The following is a 19,366-nucleotide window of genomic DNA, read 5'->3' on the forward strand; positions in this document are numbered from 1 at the left end:
TAAACAAAAAAGTTGTTGGAAAATGTCGAAACATTCTTTACAACAAGAGATAATGTAATAATAATCGCAAGAAATGCTATGAATCACATGAATTTTAAAAAAGAGTCCTATTTATGGATTGTTATAATCGTAATTTTTCTCTACACATGGATAGAAACGGAAAATATATTTTCTGCATTTCTGTTAGCAGGAATTGTACTTGGGGCTGTTTATCTGATTTATATTCTTTTGAGAAAATTTTTTAAATAAAAATACTATTATGGGATTTATGCAACTTCCTGATAAGGAGAATTTAAGGTATTATGAACGTCGGATGACACATTCTTTTCAAATGACCCTGAAGAAAGTAACCTCTTCCGGAACCTATACCTTTGCACAGGATACCTTTTCGTTTTCCAAAAAATTTACTGTAACAAAGAGTATTAATAGTGTTTTGGGACAGCAGGGACAGTTCGGAAATGTTCTCAAGGTAATGGTCACTCCAGTATCTTTTTTACTCGACATTGTTATTCTTCTTTTGGGCATTATGCTGGGAAGCATGCTCATTTCGATAATCTATATCATCTTGTTTTTGCTAATTATTTATCTAATCATCACTTCATTCTTTAAAAAATGAGAACAACTCTACTATTATTTATAGTGACGTTTTTGATGCTTTCCTGTAAAGAACAGAAGCAAGAGCATCCAAAAAAAGGATTGAATCTGTTTTATATTATACTGGACAAATCCAGCAACAGTTATTCTTCCAAAGGAGGAAAAGAAGAGAACTATATCGAAGTGGACTCGGCTTACATCTCCGGTCTTATCGACCATCTTTATAACTATAGCAACCAGAATGAGGACCGCAATGATCTGATCGTATTTTTCAATTCTGTAGATGAAGATTCCCGAGGAAATAAAGAACTCTTTTTAAAATTGACTGCACCTGAAAGAATAGATTTGGAATATAAGCAGGATGCAGGATCGGTAGTCTCCGGACGTCAAGAACACGAAAAAAATATTGATCGTCAAAAAGTTGCTAATGCAAAAGTATGGAGTGACTTTACGGAGAATAAGAAAATTTTACTTAGTAAACTCACTCCTTTGCTTCAAAAAAGTAACCAGTCAAAAGGGAGCGATTGTTCCGGTGCTTTGCAGGTGGCGGACGAAAAACTCAGAAATTATTTTATGGATAAAAACCAGTATGAGAAAATAAAGAATAAAATCATCATTACTTATTCCGATCTGGTCAACTTTCCACGAAATGATACCCAGATAAAAATTTCCCACAAAGTGCTTCGACCTGGTTATACAAGCTCTGTACCTTATCTTTCTGATGAAAAATTGATTAATATAACCACAGAACAGGAATTTAACGAATATTTAAAAACCCTTTTAAACCAATAAACATGGCAGAAAAAAATAATATTACGTATAAAAACAATCAGAGTTTCGGATTTGTAGAAGTCCACAGACGGTATGAAAAAATTAAAGAAGCCCTTCTAAGAGTTTCCAACATTGAATATGCCTTGCAGTCCCCGTCAACCTTACTAAGTTTAGAGGAAGATATTCAGGATTTTGAGGAAATGGAAATCCATATCAACACCAGACGGGAGTCTTTAAAAAAAGGAATATCCTCAATCAGTATCCTCAAGTGGACATTGATCATTTTCGAATCATTCGGATCTTTCCTTATGCTGGGCATCATCTCTCATGGGTTCAATCTAAAAGATACTTTTGGAGATTATTATTTTATCTGGAATATTATTGAAGTTTTAGGAGCCGTATTATTTTCTTTTGCCATCATTAATTTTGCAATGAACTGTACAATAAAGAAAAAGGAAGACGATAAAATACAATGGAACAAATTAAGCATGGCTTTGTTGGCTGTTTTCGGGCTTCCTTTTTTCAATCTTTTAATGATTTATGGGATTAATCTGGAAATTGAAAATAAAACAATATACCTAATATCCTCATTTTTCACTTCTTTTTTCGGAATCCTCTTATTGATGCGAAATAGTGATGTTACACAAGACAAAAGTGAATATCTGAAAAAATTAGAAACCTACAGAGATCTTTTACAGGAAAGAAAGCAGAAAATTGCATTATGCAGGAAATACCATTTGGAGATTGTAAAGCTGAACAATCAGTATGACGACATTTTGGATGAAGAAAACCTTAAAGAGAATACCCATCCTCTTTACAAAAGTCTTACCCAATTCTTAACTCATTCGGTAGACTTTGATGAGTGGATGACTGGGTACATTGAAGAGCAAAAGCAAAAAAATAAATCAAAAAAACATCCGTTTCCGTCTTTATAAACGTAAAAGGATGTTTTGTGCCGATTGCTGCTAATTGAACATAATTTTGAAATGAAGATATCCGGCAAGGGCTGTTAATTCAGGTTTGTCTTGTGGAATCTCGTTAATTTCCTTAAAGAAGTTTTCCAAAGAATTATTTTCTTTCAAACGATTAACCACTTCCTGTAAGTATTCAAGATCATGTGAAGACAATTTCTGTTTTTGGAAAACAGGATCATGTTTGCTTAATAAACTGACATCAAGACTTGTTTTGATAAAATCTTTCTCTAGCACATCGGATATCTCTGATTCTACCGAATATTGAGCTCAATTCGATGCATTTTTCTGATGGTTTTGATTGAAATTATTTTTTTCCATGATAATAGGATAGGATATAAAATACCATATAATACTACTCTTATTTTTCTTTTTGTCAAGATTTATTTGATTTTTTTCAGGCTTTTTTACTTACAGGACAATAAAACAGTTCTGTGCTGATCCCATAATTGTTTCACAAGCTCTAAGTTTTTACCTTTGAGTCTGATCTCTCCTGTTTCCCCTGCCAATCTGTTGATTGCCTGCTCAATACTGTTGCTGGAAGTGGCAATGGCAGACATTCTGTCAATAAAATCCTTGAATCAATCCATCGAATCGCTAAATAGCAGGTATTTTGCAAATGTTGTGCACAGCTGAGTAAATTTTGTATATCACGGTTCTTTAATGGCTGCATATTGATGCTTTGCATCGGTAGCTGCACCATATTTTTTGAGCAGCAGATTATACAATCTGTTTCTTGCTCCTATATATTGGGTTGCATAATTTTTACTTTGTGAATAGATATCCTGTTTTCAGGGTGCTTTTCAGGTTCACACTCCAAAAACAAAATCCCGGTCTTCTGCTCCAAGCATTGCTTCATTGGCGGTATTGATGCGGGCGAAGAATTCTGTTTTCATGCTTCGGACATCATCACTTAACCCTTCCATCCTCTGTTGCTGGCTGTATCCCATTTCTTTCATAGAAAACCGGTATCCCAGATATCCCACCATATGATCGATTTCATGGCAGAGAAAATACATAAATAACTTTTTGGGAGCATTATTTTCCATCGCAATGGTAAAAGAAAGCTTTCCATTCTTTAAAATGGGTTGGCATTCTCCATACACATTCGATCTGTTCCTGTTTTGCGGAGATATTCGTTGTCTTCCTATTTTATAGATGGTGTTAATTTTTCCGGCATCATAAGGTTGTATTCCTATCTCCTGAAGTATTTTTTGCTTTATCATTCCACCCACGGGAAGAAGATGAACTGCTTTAGCAGAATATTCTTTCACGGAGTCTATAAATTTTTTTCTGTTGATAGACTCTCCGTTTTCGAGCGGAATAAAATCTATCATTCACGCATGAGGAGTTCCTAATTTATCATTGTTTGACAGCTCTCAGTTTCAAAGAACCTGAATCAGATTTTCCGGTGTAGAATTCTCAACCGGAACAGATGTCGGATGAGTTTGTGGTTCTTTCAAATGATTCGGTTTATTCATACAGTGTAGTTATGTAATAAAAGGCAATACTATTATAACGCTATTTTTCTGTTTGTCAATTTTCACCCCACTTTTTAACATTCATTGTCTGTTCTGGAAAAGAAACTAAAAAACGTGGGAAAACCACATTGGCGGGATTACAGAACGCTCTACTTTTGGAATTGTAACCACTGTTGCTTTTTTGTAACAGATAAAAATTAATTTATGGAAATATTACCCTTACAATTTGTCAGCCCAAAAGTTTTGAATGAACTCGGGCAAGCACGAGTGCTAGATCGTGAAACGTGGTTTTATGATGAAACCGATGAAGAGCTCGAACTGGATACGGAAAAATGGTTTATCAGTTCAGGATCAGAACAAGCCAAGATTGACCGATGGGAAGTTAATCAAACCTCGCACCGTATGCGTTTAAAAACAGGTTCTGCCTCTGATGGATTTGAATCTCTGGATTATCCTTTTGCCGTATCCATGATTGGGCAGATTGGAAATAAACAAAATTTGCAGGACTATTTAGCCAGTCTTCAAGAAATTTATCTGGTGGAATTCCGTGAGGAAACCCACATTGCGATTATTAACACGACTAAAAAAGATCAGGAAGATGAGTGAGAGAATTCAACAACAGATCCAAATACGTTTAAAAGCATTTGACGATGTATTTCATAATGTGATTATTACATTGGAGCGACTGGAGCGATTCCTTCTTGCAGAAGAATTATATGAGGGATTGGATATTACTGCTGTACGCAGTGAACGGGATTTTCATGATGACGAAAAAAATCCTCCTACTATAAAACTTTTGTATGGAGAAACACAATTGCAGTGTTCAGCACTCTTCTATCAAACCAAATTCGATGACGAAGAGCTGTTTCATAAAACGGTTTCCTATTTTCTTAAAGACCTTTTGATGTGGTATGGAGGCAGAAAAGAAAATATTCCTTACGATGATGTAGACCGGTTCTTTATCCCTGTTGTAAGCGCATTAGACAGGCAGGTTCATGATGTTAGGCAAGTAATGCAGACGGTTCATAAATATGTGAGAGATATTGAAAACGACATCTCGCAATTTAGTGAAGAAGAAAAAGAAAAATCTGTTCATGAAGGTTTTGGAGCATGGCTCAGAGCTCAGGATATTGTGGAGAAACACTACGCAGCATTTATGGAAAAAGGAGATGATGTGGTTTTTACCGTTCATCAGAGAGGAACGGTTGAAGAAGGATTGCAAAGGCTTTACAATGCTTTCATCGAGATTTATACCGAGAAAACGCCTCTTTTGTTTTTGGAAAGCACACGGAAGAAATATCTTTGGGATATTCATTTTGATCCGGTAGTTCACTTATCTAATCAAATTTTTAAGAATAGAAAAGCGTAGAAATTTCCGAATAAAATTAAAATCGCTGGAAATATAAATATTTTCACAATCACTTTCCGATAATTATTGATTAATAATCTCAAAAAAATAATACAATGGCATTAAGAAAAACAATACAAAACGGCTATACCTATTATGAATTACATATAAGCTGTCCGGTCTGCAAAAGTAAAGGAGAGCACACTCCTCAAACCTATTGGACACATCATCAATGTGGTGGAATTATCTTTATGGGTGAAAATGCTTATTACCTTTGCGAAAATTGTAATAGAGAGACCCATGTGAAAGACTGGAAATATGGTTGTCCCAATCCCAATCATGGTTCCGGATCGGAATCAGGATATGAATTCATAGGGACTACATCTGGTGAACTTGCTTCGGTAGTAGCAGTAGCAGGCCAGATGGTTACTCAGGCAGGAATTGCATGGTTACAGGCATTTTTGACCAATATGGGCGAATTTTAAAACTCTTGTCATGAATACTTGTTTAACATTTATTACAGGAGAATTGGTTCGAAAATTTCCAAAATTGACTGACGCACTTTGGGTCAGTGAATCCTGCTATAACTCTCTTATTCCCAAAGGATATAAAGGGGCAGCGTATGTCACAATTATCTGCAATGAACCATTGAAAGAATTTATCCTATACTGCAAACTAGAAATGCTCTCCTCCAGACTTGATGAAAACAAATTTTTTATATTGCCATCTTTGATTTCAAAAAAAGAATATTTTGATGAAAACACTCTGGTTGAGATAAAATGTTTAGATATCCATCAGCTAAAAGAAGCTCAGTCCATCCTGTTCAAACTACCGGAAGATCTTGTCATGACATGGTCAGAAGATGAAAGTGAATTTGCCATACAGCAATACAAAACTAAAAACAGACTGGTACATTATGCACAAAGTATACAGCTTCAAACGGGAACACAGAAGTCTTGTTTTGCCAATATAAGCAAAATATTTCCTATTACAGAAAGAGACGAGGCGCTCAGGGTAACCGAAAATACGACCATTACATTGGAAGGCTTACCGGAACACCAACAAAAAGTCATTGATTTTGAAATGATAGGAGGACTTGATTCTATTATTCAAAACATTAGGGAAATTATCCAAATTCCATTAACTTATCCCCATATACTAGATACATTTAAAATACAGCCTCCGAAAGGTTTACTATTGTATGGTCCTCCTGGCAATGGAAAAACAATGATCGCCAAAGCTATTGCGTATTCTTTAGGTGCAAAATTTGTTTCCATTGAAGGTCCCGAATTGAATTCCAAGTATGTGGGAGTTGCAGAACAAAGGCTTCGTGAAAAGTTTGAAGAAGCTTCAGGATATAAAAATAGTGTACTCTTCATCGATGAAATAGATTCCATTGCCCGAAAACGTGATCATGAAAGTTCGGAAAGCCATCAGATTGACACAGTGGCAACACTTTTAAACCTGATGGATGGGATACGTTCGGCTAAAGGATTATTTGTGATAGGAGCCACTAATCGAATTGATAGTGTAGACAATGCATTAAGGAGACCCGGACGTTTCGAGCTGGAATACGAGATCGGACTACCTGACCAAACGGCAAGACTGGATATTCTCAAAAAGAATATACCGCTAAATAATTCGTCTGTGTTGGACAATTCTGTCAACGACTCTTTTATGGTTTACCTTAGTGAAGTGACCAATGGGTATTCAGGTGCCGATCTGGTTTCGCTCTATAGATTATCGGTCATCAAAGCAATCAGAAGAAACCTAATCATTGATTCTACCAATGGTAGAATTGAAGTGGATGAAAACAATCATCCTATCCGTTTGCAACCAACAGACTTTCAGCAAACCCTTAAAGAAATAACCCCGACCCCTCTTCGTGGAATCAATACAAGTAAAAGTTTCATTCCTTGGGACGAATTGATTGTTTCTGATGAATTGCGTCAAAGAATGGAAGTTATCCACCAATGGACAGAGAAAGCGTCAAAGTCTTACTTTACACAACGTCTGCCTTTTATGAATTTTCTTCTAATAGGAGAGGAAGGAAGCGGGAAAAGGACAATTACACAATCATTTTCCCATCAGTTTCGATATGAATTTATTGTATTTGACGCAATGGATTATATCTCTCTTGCACTTTCCGAAACAATCATTGATTTGGAAAATAAACTTCAAAGATGCAGACAGATTGCACCTTCAATTTTTTTCGTAAAAAATGTAGAGCATCATCCCCAATCTGAGTTATTACTCACTAAGTTAAAAGCAACACTCAGCGGAAATGGAAACAGACAACCTATCTTAGCCATAATCGCCACAACAAAAGATGCCGGACAATTCAGGAACACAGGCTTTGAATCTAGTGTTGAAATTTCCAATACAGGAGCTGAAGATTTAAAGATCTTAGCTCAAAAGTATGAAATGGATTCTTCAGCTTTGGATGGTTGGGAAGGATTGCCTATAGGGAGTGTTGTTAGAAAAATTGAAGAATTAGTGATTAAATCCTTATGAAAATAGAGCTATATATGTATTGTCCCAGTTGTCTTTTGGAAGGTTATAATACCTCTCAACAGTATTGGAGACACTCATGGCCATGTGGCGGAGTATTAACATTAGATGAGTTTGCTCACGTAAGCTGCAAAAAATGTCATCGCGGAGGTAAGCTGTCTGATATGAAATTAAAATGTGAGGAAAACAGACATACCTGTAAAATAGCAACAATGGAGGGATATGCTGCAGCTATTTCCACGTCTTCTCACTTTGTAAACGGAGGAGGAATTGCATGGCTTCAAAATGTATTGGTTAACGTTTAATTTATAAAATATGGGACAAATGAGTTTTAAAAAAGGCTATTTCTTCTGGATCGCTTCTGCTCTTATTTTTTTGTTTGTATGGGCAGGGACTGAAGAATTTTTTTCTGCTTTGATTATGACGGCTGTCATTATTGGAGTATTGTATCTTTTATTTATTCTGCTGGCAAAATTTTTTAATTAACCAGATAAAAAAATCCTTCCTGAACAAATTGTTCATGGAAGGGTTTTCATTTTATCATGTTTATACGCTGGAGTTATTGCTCATTATCCTTGCGTATATAAAGCTGATCACTTCTGCAAGATCCGTTCTATCCAAAGGTAATTCTCCAATCACTTTTTTAAAATTACTGAAACTGCGATCTTCTAATAATTGAGTTTTAACATTTTCGAGATACTCCGTATCAGAAGTATTGAAATTGTGATTTTTTGTAAATGACGAAAGATCCAATGAATTTTCATCATTTTCAATTTTTACATCTCATTGGTCAGAAAGTGCCTGAGCCAGATCTTGTGACTTGTTAGCATTGTTTTGGACTGATTCGGATGGGTTTCTACTTTCCGACATAGAGTTGAATGTGTTCATGATTTTTGCGATAAGAATTAAAACGCAATAGAATGATAACCTTATTTTTTCTTTTGTCAAATTTACTGCGACTTTTTTGATAGCCACCAATAACTCTTGCAATTCGTAAAAAACTCAGTAGTATCTCCGGATTTCTTTATCTTATAATTTGTTTATCATGAATACACTTCAAACTACCTTGAAACACCGGATGCAACAATTGGGATATGATCAGTTCCCGGATTTTTACAATTCAACTACAATTGTTTTTAACCACGCAGGAAAAAACTGTATCCATACCTTCAATTATTTATGACAGGAATATCCTTTGGAAAAATATCTGGAATTAAACGATCTGTGTGTAGAATTCAATGAAGTATTTGATCCCGAAAAACAGGATATTATTACAGATAATCAAAAAGATTGGCTCGAATCTCATGATTTTTTACCAGTTATTGACAATGAGTTTACCAATGAACAGCTTAGAATTGATTTTTATCCTGAATTGAAATGATATCCTGTAAAAGACAAAGCGGGCAATCACTATCTTCTGGCAAGTGTGCAGTTGTATAATTCAGAGGGATTTTCCTGATTTAAACTGTTTAAATATTTTCAGCCTGCTTTCAGTTTTTCCATGCCGGAGTTTTATATTGAAAAATGAATGTAAAAAACGTGGAAAAACCACATGGACATCGTTATAATATTCTTCAATTTTGAAAGAAATAAAATAAATGGTATGGCAAAAGGAAAAATCTGTCCGTATTGTGGTCATTATATGTATGCTCGGGAAGAAATATACATTAGTGGCGGTACATGGGTGATCTATCACTGTATTAATCAGAAATGTAAAAGAATTAAAGAGGAATTTGAAGAAAGTGGTCCGCCAGTAAAAAAGGATGATGGCAAGCAAAAGTAAATGAAGTTAATTTTGGATTATAATAGGTTTATATATAGGTTGTTATAATGTGTTTAAAGACCTATTAAGTGAGATTAATAAAAAATCCCGTATAATTACAATATGATACGGGATTATCTTTTATTTGAAAAATATACAGTATCATTAACTTATTTTGTAGAATTAGTCTTTAGTAGTACTCTTCAGTAAAGTACAACGGTAATTACTTCTACCATGTTCGCTCTATTAGGTGTTTTGGAGATTACTCTTTGCAGAGAGGCTATTGGAAATTAAAAATCTTTGAGGATAAGTAAAGTTTTATACTGTACATTTTCAAAAACAAAGAGTCCGTCTCACGACTAGTGAAAACGGACTCTTTGTTTTTAATTAAGTGTTTATTTTATATTACCAAGTAAGACCGGGAGGTTTAGGAAGTATATAGTTACAATAAGGAAGACCATTTACTCATCATCGTTGTACTAATACATTAGATCCTATGTTGCTCATAGTTCTTGCCGTACTACCATTAGTAGATGCTAAATCTGTACCGCTAGCGTTGAGTCCTCTAAATACTTTCCAGCTATTTGTACCTCACCACCCATATATAAACCCATCTCTATATGATGTAAATGAGCTTGCTGCTAACATAGCATCTCATCCAAACATACTACTAGAATTTACATATTCTGCTATTGCAACCGGACTTGCACACTGGACGGGACTCGTAGGACAGTAGTATTTACCTACAGTCTGAGTAGTTGCATTACATGTTTTTTGAACAGTTGCTTCTTGCGGTGGGTGATCAGATGGTTTTAGCACCCAAGATTGGAATCATGCCCGGTTGTTGTTTCACCATGACCATACATGAGCATTATACTTAAGATTTACGTGATGAATATATCGTTGGTTACTGGTTGATGGACCAATAAGATATACAGAATCTGATGATGAAGTAGCAGCAGCATAAAGTGCAGCTCAATTGATATTTCTACAAAGCTTAGTATAGTAATAGGTATTTCAACCTTGACTCGTAAGATTTTGATTGTTGAAGAGATAGTAAGAAGGTTCACCTATAGCATAGACTGCACTTCTTTGGTTAGTCCAGCCATCTCCATCCCAACTTCCCATACCTTCAGCATTGAGGACATTATAAGGCACTTTACCACTATAGAAATCAAATACCTTCTTGCTACAGATACCGATATATCATCCATTGTTATTGAAGATTTTTACTTCGTCTCATGAAAGTCCGATTGATCAGGTTGCTGGTGTATACGCAGTTGGAAACCATGTTGGAGTAACTCGATCAGGACATTGACTAGCTGTTGTACATGATACAGAAGAATTTGTATTACACGTTCCTATGGTTCATGGTACATAACTTAGACAGGTACCACCATATCCTAAGGTATCACCTGTTCCTGTACATGATTCTCCATAATGAGCTTCACATATCTCTGCTTGTGAAGGACAAGTAGCAGATTGAGAAGTAACAGGTTTTGGTTGAGGGCAGAAGCTATCTGCTACAGCTGTACCACTACTATTTTTACAAACTACAGTACGCGTTTGTTGATTATTTGCACATACTCACCAATTGCTGACATCCCACGAATAAGTCTCAGGAGCTGAACAGTTTGCAGTTTGTGTAAGAGGAGGTTTCGGTTGAGGACATAAACTATCATCAACTACATTCCCATTATTATCTTTACAAACAACAGTACGAGTCTGTTGGTTGTTTGAACATACTCACCAGTCACCAATATCCCACGAATAAGTTAGATTTTGTATACAAGCAGACCCATTTCGGTTGTAACCAATATTACATTGGAAGGTACAGATACCAGAATTAGTATTATGAGTCCAAGAATAAACTGGTGGTGTCCATCCATCAACATTACTTCGTGTTTGTGTCCAAGATGTAGCACCATTACTTGTTGCGTTAGCAATAGTAAGGTCTGGACAACTTGCTGTTTGCGTATTTGCCACACAAGCAGAACCATTTCGGTTATATCCTGTTTCACAGACGAATCTACATTCAGAAGTAGACGCTATAGTATCATACACTGAATTCGTACCGGGCAACCAGGCAGCTCAGCTAGAGGCTTGAGTTTGTACAATTATACTCGTAGTGTTGTATATAGTGTGTGCCGGTATTGCCTCACACGAAGCGTTTCTTGTAATAGGATATGGATCAGGTGTTGTAGTAGTACAGACCTGACAGTTAACGTTGAATCCTCTTGTTGCTTTATTCCATGCTACAAATTGAGAAGCAGGATTATTAGGATAAATCCATCATCGGTTAAGATCAGCAGCATCTGCTTGCATTCCATTATTTGCATTCTGTTGATTGTGCAATAATGTGAGAGGATTGATAAAATTCCAATCTGTGGCATTACATCCATAGAATTTACCCGCTTCACCACTTGCCTGAATATCTCTAAATTGGATAAATTGTGCTTCCGGAGTAACTCCATCAGATGTTTTAGCAAGATTGAAGATATCTACTTTTAGGTATTGAGTGGCAGATATGAGACCAGTGAAGGTATATCCGGATCATTCAATATATTTTACTCACCCGGTAGTAGTAGCAACAGTATCAGGCAGGCTATGGTAATCAAAATTGAGTGCAATTGCTTTGATATTTTCAGTAGGTGCAATATTTGTATCCAATCCGGCATGGATACCAGTAGGAGCATAGTTTACACAAGTTGTAGTTGACTGATAAGGAGCAGAACAAGCTATATTATTACCTCCATAAAGTCCCATACAAGACCAAGTAAAGCTTGCAGGGTTTCAACCAGGACCTGAGACAGGAAGAGGTACTCCTACTTGACAAAGACTGGCACCAGAAGGAGCAGCTGAAGTAGGTATACCATTAGCAGTTCCACACATAGCGTGTACAGGAGCAATATTTGCACTACACGAAGCATTCGATCAACCATTTGCTCCATTACACGACCAAGACCAAGGACCATTTCCAGATACTGTGCTTGCTGTCCCTGATTGACAAAGGTTGTTTGTAGGAGCAGCAGAGTATGAGCCATTGTTTGCTGATCCACAGACTCCATTCGTTGGAGATGCAGCAATATTTGCACTACATTGAGCTACAGTATTGTCTGATCCAGTACATTGCCAAGACCAAGGTCACACTCATGTAACTGGAGATGGTGTATTTCCTTTTCAACAAAGTTGAGCTGGCATAGTAGGAGCAGCAGTGAGTGTTTGTCCATTAGCATTTCCACAGGCTCATGGAAATCCAAGAGGCTCACATTGACATACTTGTGGTGTAGTTATCCATCCACATTGTACAAGACTAGGATCGGTATCTCTACAGTATCCTGTTTGTATAATGTACTTCATTCCCGGACCAGGATCCGGATTTTGACCAACTACACCACAATTAATATGAGGTACTAGAGGGCCACTGGGATTTGGAGTAGAAGTTGGCACTGCGACTTCATATCCACACATGGTATTCCACCCGGGACTACTTGAATTCCAATCAGATATATTAACTCCTCATGGCATCGCATAAGAACCGGCATTTGATGCACAGATCCCTGATCAACACTGAGCATCATTAGTACAAGCAGTTCATTGATTACATGAATTTGTAGGAGTGCTTACAGGAGCTGAACAACTTACAGAATTTACTGAACTCGGTGAAGAAGATGTGTCGCAAGTCCATGTTGCTATCCCATTATTGACACTGACAATACCATTCTGATATCCCAAATCGAAATAGGAACCATCACATAGATAAGCTGATGTATTCATTTCTTCTGTAACATACATGGAATTACTTCCATAATAATATGTCCCGCCAGAAGGTCTTGGAATTTCATTGAGATCTAATCCATTAGCGAATGCTGTACATGCCGGTATATGACAATCATAAGAGGCTGGATTATCTGGGTCTTCAATAGGACATTTTGCATACGTCTCTGATCCGTTTGTTAGTAATCACATCCCAGCTATGACAACCGTTGCATAGAACATCGTAAATAAAAGTTTTTTCATCGTGTGTGGTGTGTAAGATAAAAGTGAAATTAAGTATTATTTAGCTTGTTCGAGAGCTTGGATTCTTGCTTCAAGAGCATCAATTTGTGATTGTTGATCTACATATTTATTAAACAAGTCTTTGATTGCTTCAATAATTGGAGCTACGAGGTTTCCATAAGATACTGATTTGTATCCTTCAGCGTCAGTCTGAACAAGTTCCGGGAATACTTTTTCTACTTCTTGTGCGATCACTCCGATGTCATTTTTTTCTGAGAGTTTGTTGTAATATCTATATCCGTTAAGAGAAAGCACTTTTTCAAGCGGTGTCTCAAGATGAGCAATATTTGATTTGTATCTTGCATCTGAGTTGTAGTAGTAAGCATTTGCTCTAGTACTACCATTGACGAAGAGTTTATCGGTTGATGATGGTGCAAAGGTATTAGGATACCCCACAGCAATATAGCTTGTCGCTTTTACCGTTCCTTGAAGAGTTGTATCTCCATAGACATTGAGTACATTTTGATTTCTTGATAATGTATTTTTTCTAATATTGACGACATTGTTCACTCCATCTGCAGAGAAGAATGGTGTAGTAGCTACAGGTCACGTACATCCTCTGCCGGTACATCCTGTATCAACAGGAACAAGAGTTCCACCAAGTTCTCCTTCTAATACCGGTGTTGCAATAGCAATATCAGATCTTCCTTGGATAGAAAGTGATTGGGTTACGTTCGTATTACCTACGACATCAAGGGTATATTGTGGAGTAGCAGTATTGATACCGACTTTTGTCGTAGATCATTTTGCACTGAAGACAAAGTTTGTTGGTTGAGAATCACGATTAAATATCTTTTGAGATTCAAATACAATATTACCATTATTTACTCTATTATCTAAACTGGTAAAATTATCTGTATTGTCAAGATTGGCTTTGAGATTTGCTCATTCATTACTGTTTTGTCCATCTACTTTTCTAATGAAATTCCCACCACGTGATTCAATAGAACCTGCAACTACCATTGCTGCATCATCTTTTGCTGCTTCTCTATATTCAGTTGTACCAATTCTTAAAAAATTGGACTTATTCACTCCAGCAGCCTCTCCATCTTCATTGGCAAAGAAACTGTCTTGTGAGTTGTCAGGATTTCTTTTGAAAACTTCATCACCAAGATCATCCGGAAGCCAAGGCGAGATGTCGGTCGTGATACTTACATTACCTTTTGCATCTGTCATCAGTAGACAGTATATATCTTTTCCTGATTCAATAGCTTTTAGGTTGTTTTGAGCTGCTTCCAGTCTTGCTTCAGCTTGTCTTATTTGTTGGTCATCCCCTTCTGCTTCAGCTCTTTTTAGTGCCTCTTCAGCTTTTTTAACTTCAACAGCAGCTTTTTCACGAGCTTCTTGACTGTCACATCTGAGTGCAGTCATGATTACAGCATTATTCATGACTGCATTGTTGCTGACGGTAAGATTTGTAGTACTAATACCACCACCACCTTGTATATTGTTTGGTGAGAGGACATTGATCGTTCCATCTGTACCATTGAGTTGGATAGTAGATCTATTGTCTCTATCTACTCCTGTTGGAGAGAGGAAGATGTTCTTGATGGTAATATAAGCATTATCCATGTTGGTCGGGATAGTCAGCGACTGTGCGTAACTACCTGCTCAGGCAAATAATGCACTTGCTCCCAAAGTAAGTCCCAATGCAAGGGCTGAACGTTTTGAACTAAAGAATGATGAGTGTTTCATGTGTGGTATATTCATAAGATAAAGAACGAAAGGAAAACCTTTGCTCTGATTATAGTGAATATTGATTACTTCACAATAAATATAAATTTTCTGACTATCTTGGTGTTGTGATTTTGAATTTTTGTGAGATAGATTGTATTTTGTCGGTTGCCTGAAAAACACCAACCTTTTAATATACAATCCCATGTTGAGAAAATAAGTGTTATTTATTCATCTTATCACAACAATACTTATTTCCAAACAGCTCACATCCTTTTTTATAGTAATAGTATGCTTTCGTTCTGTTGAGCTCCCCTCCTTTACCCGTTTCATAAAGCCATCCTAAAGTAGAATAATATGAACTGCTGCTAAAATCATTTTCATTTTCATCAATTACAGCTAATAATTCAAAAGCTTTTTTGTTGTCTGTAACGCCGCAATATCCTTTCGTTAAACCTGCAGCATAAGCAATTTTTGCTCCTATATGACCTTTTTGATAGGCTTTGAAATATAAATCCTTTGCCCTGCACAAATCTTTTTTAATGTATATACCGTCTCGATAAAACACAGCCAGATTGTATGCTCCATTTCTGTTGCCAGACTCGGAAGCCGAGAGGTAATTTTCAAATGCCTTTTTTAAATCTACTGTATTACCACAAAGCCCTTTTTCAAAAATATAAGCTAATGTGACAGATGATTGGGAGTTGTTAAACTTTTGAATTCCTTTTTCAAAAATCTGTTTTGCCTTGCAATACTGACTCGTTCCATAGTAAGAGTATCCTAAATTATATAATCTGGTAGCATTGAATTCATCCGAATTGAACCCGGTATAAATTTTCAAAGCAGATCCATAGTTTTTCTGCTCATAATAACGGTCAGCGTCTTCCAATGAATTTTGACAGAATACAGCACTATTTATCAATACGAAAGAAATAAAACACAATAATTTTTTGAACATAAAGATTTTTACTTACTCGAAACGGCTTTCAGCAAATTTCCGCCTTACTCTTTTCGCTTTTTCTGCATGGGTTTTCAGGATGAGCCCTTTTTCAGACATATAAAAAAACCACTTCTTTCAATGATCAGTAGAAAAATTGAAGAAGTGGTTGATAGTATTCTGTTATTTTTTGATGACTTTGTGAGTTATTATTTTACCATCAATGCTCATCTGTAATATATAGAGTCCGGTTGGTAAGTTCTGCACATTGATGCCTCCTTGGGCATCTTTACCTTCAAGGACTAGTTCTCCCGCTGTATTTACGATACGGTATTCATCAATTTTAGTTGTAGGATTGTCGAGTTTGATGAAAATCTTATCAGTTGTAGGATTTGGATAGATACTTGTTTTGATGGCATCGATTTCACTCGTACTAAGTGGTGTAGAGATCCAATCAATTATATTTCTTTGCGACCATCCTGTTGGTCCGTTGAGCGTATCTTCCCACTCCCAATTATTATTGAGGACTTTATAAGAATCTTTTTGAATGAGAAGTGTAATTCCCGTACTCGCATTTATAATTTCAGGTGTATTAAAGATTGCTATATCTCCAATCTGAAATCCTGCTGCTTGTGCAGATGTCCCAAAGGGAAGAGTATAAGTTGTCAACTTTGCATCTATTGATCCATCTGCATTGGTATCAGCGTGTGCTCTCTTCATCATTCCGGAGAAGTTAATTCCCAATGAATTACTTACAGCAGAAATATTCTTTTGAAGAGATTGAGCTTGATTCCAGCTGATGGTGTTTCCTCCTACAATTTCATTAGCTACAGTAGTTGATGTTGATCCTCCTATTTCTGTAGTGTTTACAAAAGTTCCACTTCCTCCATTATTTCTCCAAAATGAAGGGCGACCTCCATAACTATCAGATGTAGCAAGGTCAATATTCTTTGGTCCTGTAAAATTATGGGATGGGCTATTGCTTTCGTTACCATTGGCAAAGGTAATGGTTTTGTAAACCTGCTCGCCTGTTCCGTTCACTGTCTGATCAAGAGCCATCTGTGCTTTGGTAGCAACAACCGATCCTGCAAGCATCACTCCTGTAGCTAAGTTTTTGAGTGTATTCATCTTTTTGTGTATCATACAAAATAAAATTTCCTGATTCTGCATTATTACTATATCACTTTTTTTGCAAAATGCAAGGGAAAGTGATGATTCTCTTGCATCAGTATCTGTTTTTACTATAACCTCCGTGTACCGCTTTGTGGTTATTGCGGTACAATAGTAAAAAGTACGCAAGTGCTTACCCCGGAGAAATCAAAAATTTTTCCGGGCTTTTTTATGTTTAAAAAAAATTATTTCGTTTTCCAAAATATTAGGCATTTTTAAAAGCACATCATCAGATTTTTGATCCTCGATATTTCTTAAAATAAAATCGTCTGCAAACTTTGGAAAAAATAATAAGGTAAAAAAGGGACGGATTCATGAGAACCTTCCAGTATTTCATGAGATACCGGAAACAGGCATGAAATCGCCAAAATAAAGCACGGAAAGAGCAGGAAAGACTACCACGTCTGAAACGGAAGGATTATGTTTGCTGTAATGACAGAAGCCAATAAAACAGACGAATTTTCTCCACTTCCAAGAGGTTGTACCTGCTTAGGTGCTGTCTGTGAAAGCCATCTGTTTTCTGCTCATTTTCTGCTCAATGTTTTGAACCATATCGGTTCGGAACTGCACGGTTCTTCCACAGCCTACCGGATCATTGAAGATCTGGGAACTTCTCTGCGGTTGATTTTTAATGCAGTATCCTGTGGCGGGTCTTCTCATGGGGTTCATGCATTTGAAGATGAAATGAAGCTCGTCAGAAATACCATCACCATTCATAAAAGGATGTATCTGGAAGACCTGGAGCTGAATATTTCGGGAGAAGACTGCATTTCCGACAATCTTCCTATTCCTTTAGGATTATTACAAATCCCTGTTGAAAATGCCTTACTGCACGGACTGCGTAATAAACAGAAACCACCTTACAGGCTCGATATCTCCTTTGAAAAAGAACAACCGGAAAATAAGGAAGATGAATTCTGTTATATGATAAAGATTGAAGATAATGGGGTCGGCAGAATTCCTGCTCCAAAAAACAGTTCCGGTTCCTTGATAAAATCAGACTCTGCAAAATGGGGATTGAAATACCTTTCCTCGGTGGCCGGTCATTTTGAACATATTCATTTTGAAATTACCGATAAGCCCAATCATGGCGGAACGGGAATTCATTGGTACATCAGGCAATCCTCTAAAAATACTAAGCTATGATGTCGTCTCTGTATACCTATATAGTAGTGGAAGACGACAGAAAAGCAAGTTCTGAGATTATTCGCAGAATGAATGCTTTTCCCGATTGGAAATGTCTTGGAAGCTTTACTCATTATGCAGAAGCATTGAAACTGATCCGACAGGAACGGCCTCATGTTTTATTTTTAGACTGGGAATTAGGGGACGGAACATCGATTGATATTTTACAGGGCATCAAAGATCTTACGGATTATCAACCCTATCTTATTTTTATTACTGCTCATCTGACCCACCGGATTCCTGAGAGCTTAATTCATTTTAAAGTACATCATTATTTGGGAAAACCCATTTGGGGAAAACTGGATATATATTTAAAAGATTATTTACAGCAAGCGATACTTCATATTGAAATCCACAGAAAAGAATTGTTTGTATGGCTAACAACCATTGAAAAAATAAGGGTGAAAATCAATCCTAAGGAACTCATCTGCATCCAGCAGGCAGAAAACCCGAGAAACAAAATTTTGTGTCTTTCCAAAATCCAATCCTATGAAATCCGTGCTACATGGATGTTTTGTGAACAGCTTCTGAAAGATTCCGGAGCCAATTATTTTGTGGTTAAACAGAGGGAGGTGATTGTTAATATGGATTGTATTGAAAAAATAGAAAAGAAATCGGCATTGCGTCTTAAAGATAATATTGTGGTCAAAATCAATAAGGATAAATTTCGGGAATTGAAAAATTACATTTAAATACACATTCCCAATTAACAGATTAGAGCTATTCAAACAGTTTCACCTGAGTTCCATCAAACAACTCCCAATCTTCAAACACTTCTCGCTTCAATTCATCCAATGTTTTAAAAAGGAAATGAGGCTTTGCTTCGTGGGTAAAACGTTCATCCTCCAACAATCTCTTCATAACCATTGCTTTATTGCTAACTGATTCAAATATACACAGCAC

General features: G+C 36.5%; 27 protein-coding genes. 15 read left to right on the plus strand and 12 right to left on the minus strand.

Annotated elements, in window-relative coordinates; translation table 11 throughout:
* Positions 1-259 precede the first annotated feature (259 nt).
* From BT156_RS12110 to BT156_RS12120, 3 genes are read left to right on the plus strand one after another with little or no spacing between them, the layout of a single operon-like run.
* Positions 260-616 (plus strand): aminotransferase class IV, encoded by a 357-nt coding sequence (locus BT156_RS12110; RefSeq protein ID WP_072410424.1) that lies wholly within the window; start codon positions 260-262, stop codon positions 614-616.
* Complete coding sequence (locus tag BT156_RS12115) at positions 613-1,386, plus strand: hypothetical protein (RefSeq protein ID WP_139255463.1); 774 nt, start codon at positions 613-615, stop codon at positions 1,384-1,386. The genes BT156_RS12110 and BT156_RS12115 overlap by 4 nt, the downstream gene beginning before the upstream one ends.
* Before the next feature lie 2 nt (positions 1,387-1,388).
* Positions 1,389-2,300: a hypothetical protein gene (locus BT156_RS12120; protein ID WP_072410428.1), complete on the plus strand. Its 912-nt coding sequence runs from the start codon at positions 1,389-1,391 to the stop codon at positions 2,298-2,300.
* 30 nt (positions 2,301-2,330) lie between these two features.
* Here BT156_RS12120 and BT156_RS12125 read toward each other — a convergent pair whose 3' ends face one another.
* The 3 genes from BT156_RS12125 to BT156_RS12130 all read right to left on the minus strand — a co-directional run bounded on the left by BT156_RS12125 (position 2,331) and on the right by BT156_RS12130 (position 3,673).
* A complete protein-coding gene (locus tag BT156_RS12125; protein ID WP_072410430.1) occupies positions 2,331-2,573 on the minus strand; it encodes a hypothetical protein in 243 nt (80 codons plus the stop codon).
* A gap of 170 nt (positions 2,574-2,743) precedes the next feature.
* Positions 2,744-2,896 carry a hypothetical protein gene (locus BT156_RS22090; protein WP_170857306.1) on the minus strand — a complete coding sequence of 51 codons (153 nt, stop codon included), beginning with the start codon at positions 2,894-2,896 and terminating at the stop codon, positions 2,744-2,746.
* 249 nt (positions 2,897-3,145) lie between these two features.
* Positions 3,146-3,673, minus strand: coding sequence for a hypothetical protein (locus tag BT156_RS12130; protein WP_072410432.1), 528 nt, complete (start codon positions 3,671-3,673; stop codon positions 3,146-3,148).
* Between the two features lie 348 nt (positions 3,674-4,021).
* On the opposite strand from BT156_RS12130, the gene BT156_RS12135 reads away from it, so the two are divergent.
* From BT156_RS12135 to BT156_RS22095, 6 genes are all read left to right on the plus strand, one after another.
* On the plus strand, positions 4,022-4,423 hold the full coding sequence (locus BT156_RS12135; protein ID WP_072410434.1) for a hypothetical protein: 402 nt from the start codon (positions 4,022-4,024) through the stop codon (positions 4,421-4,423).
* Complete coding sequence (locus BT156_RS12140; protein ID WP_072410436.1) at positions 4,416-5,186, plus strand: hypothetical protein; 771 nt, start codon at positions 4,416-4,418, stop codon at positions 5,184-5,186. Before BT156_RS12135 ends, BT156_RS12140 begins: the two co-directional genes overlap by 8 nt.
* A gap of 95 nt (positions 5,187-5,281) precedes the next feature.
* Positions 5,282-5,650: a hypothetical protein gene (locus BT156_RS12145; RefSeq protein WP_072410438.1), complete on the plus strand. Its 369-nt coding sequence runs from the start codon at positions 5,282-5,284 to the stop codon at positions 5,648-5,650.
* A gap of 10 nt (positions 5,651-5,660) precedes the next feature.
* Positions 5,661-7,679 (plus strand): AAA family ATPase, encoded by a 2,019-nt coding sequence (locus BT156_RS12150; RefSeq protein ID WP_072410440.1) that lies wholly within the window; start codon positions 5,661-5,663, stop codon positions 7,677-7,679.
* The gene (locus tag BT156_RS12155) at positions 7,676-7,981 is read left to right on the plus strand and encodes a hypothetical protein (protein ID WP_072410442.1); all 306 of its coding nucleotides are present in this window, start codon (positions 7,676-7,678) and stop codon (positions 7,979-7,981) included. The genes BT156_RS12150 and BT156_RS12155 overlap by 4 nt, the downstream gene beginning before the upstream one ends.
* 19 nt (positions 7,982-8,000) lie before the next feature.
* Positions 8,001-8,162 carry a hypothetical protein gene (locus BT156_RS22095; protein WP_170857307.1) on the plus strand — a complete coding sequence of 54 codons (162 nt, stop codon included), beginning with the start codon at positions 8,001-8,003 and terminating at the stop codon, positions 8,160-8,162.
* 60 nt (positions 8,163-8,222) lie between these two features.
* Here the strand turns inward: BT156_RS22095 and BT156_RS12160 are convergent, their stop codons facing one another.
* Positions 8,223-8,429 carry a hypothetical protein gene (locus BT156_RS12160; RefSeq protein ID WP_072410444.1) on the minus strand — a complete coding sequence of 69 codons (207 nt, stop codon included), beginning with the start codon at positions 8,427-8,429 and terminating at the stop codon, positions 8,223-8,225.
* A gap of 292 nt (positions 8,430-8,721) precedes the next feature.
* On the opposite strand from BT156_RS12160, the gene BT156_RS22100 reads away from it, so the two are divergent.
* The 3 genes from BT156_RS22100 (at position 8,722) to BT156_RS12170 (ending at position 9,459) form a co-directional block, all read left to right on the plus strand.
* On the plus strand, positions 8,722-8,859 hold the full coding sequence (locus BT156_RS22100; protein ID WP_170857308.1) for a hypothetical protein: 138 nt from the start codon (positions 8,722-8,724) through the stop codon (positions 8,857-8,859).
* 12 nt (positions 8,860-8,871) lie between these two features.
* Complete coding sequence (locus BT156_RS12165; RefSeq protein ID WP_072410446.1) at positions 8,872-9,057, plus strand: hypothetical protein; 186 nt, start codon at positions 8,872-8,874, stop codon at positions 9,055-9,057.
* Positions 9,058-9,228: 171 nt separating this feature from the next.
* Positions 9,229-9,459: an Ogr/Delta-like zinc finger protein gene (locus BT156_RS12170; RefSeq protein ID WP_072410448.1), complete on the plus strand. Its 231-nt coding sequence runs from the start codon at positions 9,229-9,231 to the stop codon at positions 9,457-9,459.
* 996 nt (positions 9,460-10,455) lie between these two features.
* On the opposite strand, the gene BT156_RS22105 is transcribed toward BT156_RS12170, so the two are convergent.
* From BT156_RS22105 to BT156_RS12200, 4 genes are all read right to left on the minus strand, one after another.
* Positions 10,456-10,596: a hypothetical protein gene (locus BT156_RS22105; RefSeq protein WP_170857309.1), complete on the minus strand. Its 141-nt coding sequence runs from the start codon at positions 10,594-10,596 to the stop codon at positions 10,456-10,458.
* Positions 10,597-12,009: 1,413 nt separating this feature from the next.
* Positions 12,010-12,204 carry a hypothetical protein gene (locus tag BT156_RS12185; protein ID WP_072410455.1) on the minus strand — a complete coding sequence of 65 codons (195 nt, stop codon included), beginning with the start codon at positions 12,202-12,204 and terminating at the stop codon, positions 12,010-12,012.
* Between the two features lie 828 nt (positions 12,205-13,032).
* Positions 13,033-13,233 (minus strand): hypothetical protein, encoded by a 201-nt coding sequence (locus tag BT156_RS21905; protein WP_139255464.1) that lies wholly within the window; start codon positions 13,231-13,233, stop codon positions 13,033-13,035.
* 261 nt (positions 13,234-13,494) lie between these two features.
* Positions 13,495-14,007, minus strand: a complete 513-nt coding sequence (locus tag BT156_RS12200) for a tail fiber domain-containing protein (protein ID WP_072410459.1) — start codon at positions 14,005-14,007, stop codon at positions 13,495-13,497.
* Here BT156_RS12200 and BT156_RS12205 point away from each other — a divergent pair.
* Positions 13,991-14,272, plus strand: a complete 282-nt coding sequence (locus BT156_RS12205; RefSeq protein WP_170857310.1) for a hypothetical protein — start codon at positions 13,991-13,993, stop codon at positions 14,270-14,272. The two genes, BT156_RS12200 and BT156_RS12205, sit on opposite strands and share 17 nt — an antisense overlap.
* 110 nt (positions 14,273-14,382) lie before the next feature.
* On the opposite strand, the gene BT156_RS12210 is transcribed toward BT156_RS12205, so the two are convergent.
* From BT156_RS12210 to BT156_RS12225, 3 genes are all read right to left on the minus strand, one after another.
* On the minus strand, positions 14,383-14,868 hold the full coding sequence (locus BT156_RS12210) for a hypothetical protein (protein ID WP_139255465.1): 486 nt from the start codon (positions 14,866-14,868) through the stop codon (positions 14,383-14,385).
* A gap of 526 nt (positions 14,869-15,394) precedes the next feature.
* Positions 15,395-16,129 (minus strand): SEL1-like repeat protein, encoded by a 735-nt coding sequence (locus BT156_RS12220; protein WP_072410463.1) that lies wholly within the window; start codon positions 16,127-16,129, stop codon positions 15,395-15,397.
* A gap of 162 nt (positions 16,130-16,291) precedes the next feature.
* Complete coding sequence (locus tag BT156_RS12225; protein ID WP_170857311.1) at positions 16,292-17,236, minus strand: T9SS type A sorting domain-containing protein; 945 nt, start codon at positions 17,234-17,236, stop codon at positions 16,292-16,294.
* Positions 17,237-17,698: 462 nt separating this feature from the next.
* Between BT156_RS12225 and BT156_RS12230 the strand changes: the two genes are divergently transcribed.
* Together BT156_RS12230 and BT156_RS12235 are read left to right on the plus strand one after the other, a co-directional pair.
* Complete coding sequence (locus BT156_RS12230) at positions 17,699-18,424, plus strand: sensor histidine kinase (protein WP_139255466.1); 726 nt, start codon at positions 17,699-17,701, stop codon at positions 18,422-18,424.
* A complete protein-coding gene (locus tag BT156_RS12235) occupies positions 18,421-19,155 on the plus strand; it encodes a LytR/AlgR family response regulator transcription factor (RefSeq protein WP_072410467.1) in 735 nt (244 codons plus the stop codon). The genes BT156_RS12230 and BT156_RS12235 overlap by 4 nt, the downstream gene beginning before the upstream one ends.
* A gap of 28 nt (positions 19,156-19,183) precedes the next feature.
* Here BT156_RS12235 and BT156_RS22110 read toward each other — a convergent pair whose 3' ends face one another.
* Positions 19,184-19,324, minus strand: coding sequence for a hypothetical protein (locus tag BT156_RS22110; RefSeq protein WP_170857312.1), 141 nt, complete (start codon positions 19,322-19,324; stop codon positions 19,184-19,186).
* Positions 19,325-19,366 lie beyond the last annotated feature (42 nt).

This window comes from Chryseobacterium limigenitum (genome assembly GCF_900114875.1).
Classification (GTDB): Bacteria; Bacteroidota; Bacteroidia; order Flavobacteriales; family Weeksellaceae; genus Chryseobacterium; species Chryseobacterium limigenitum.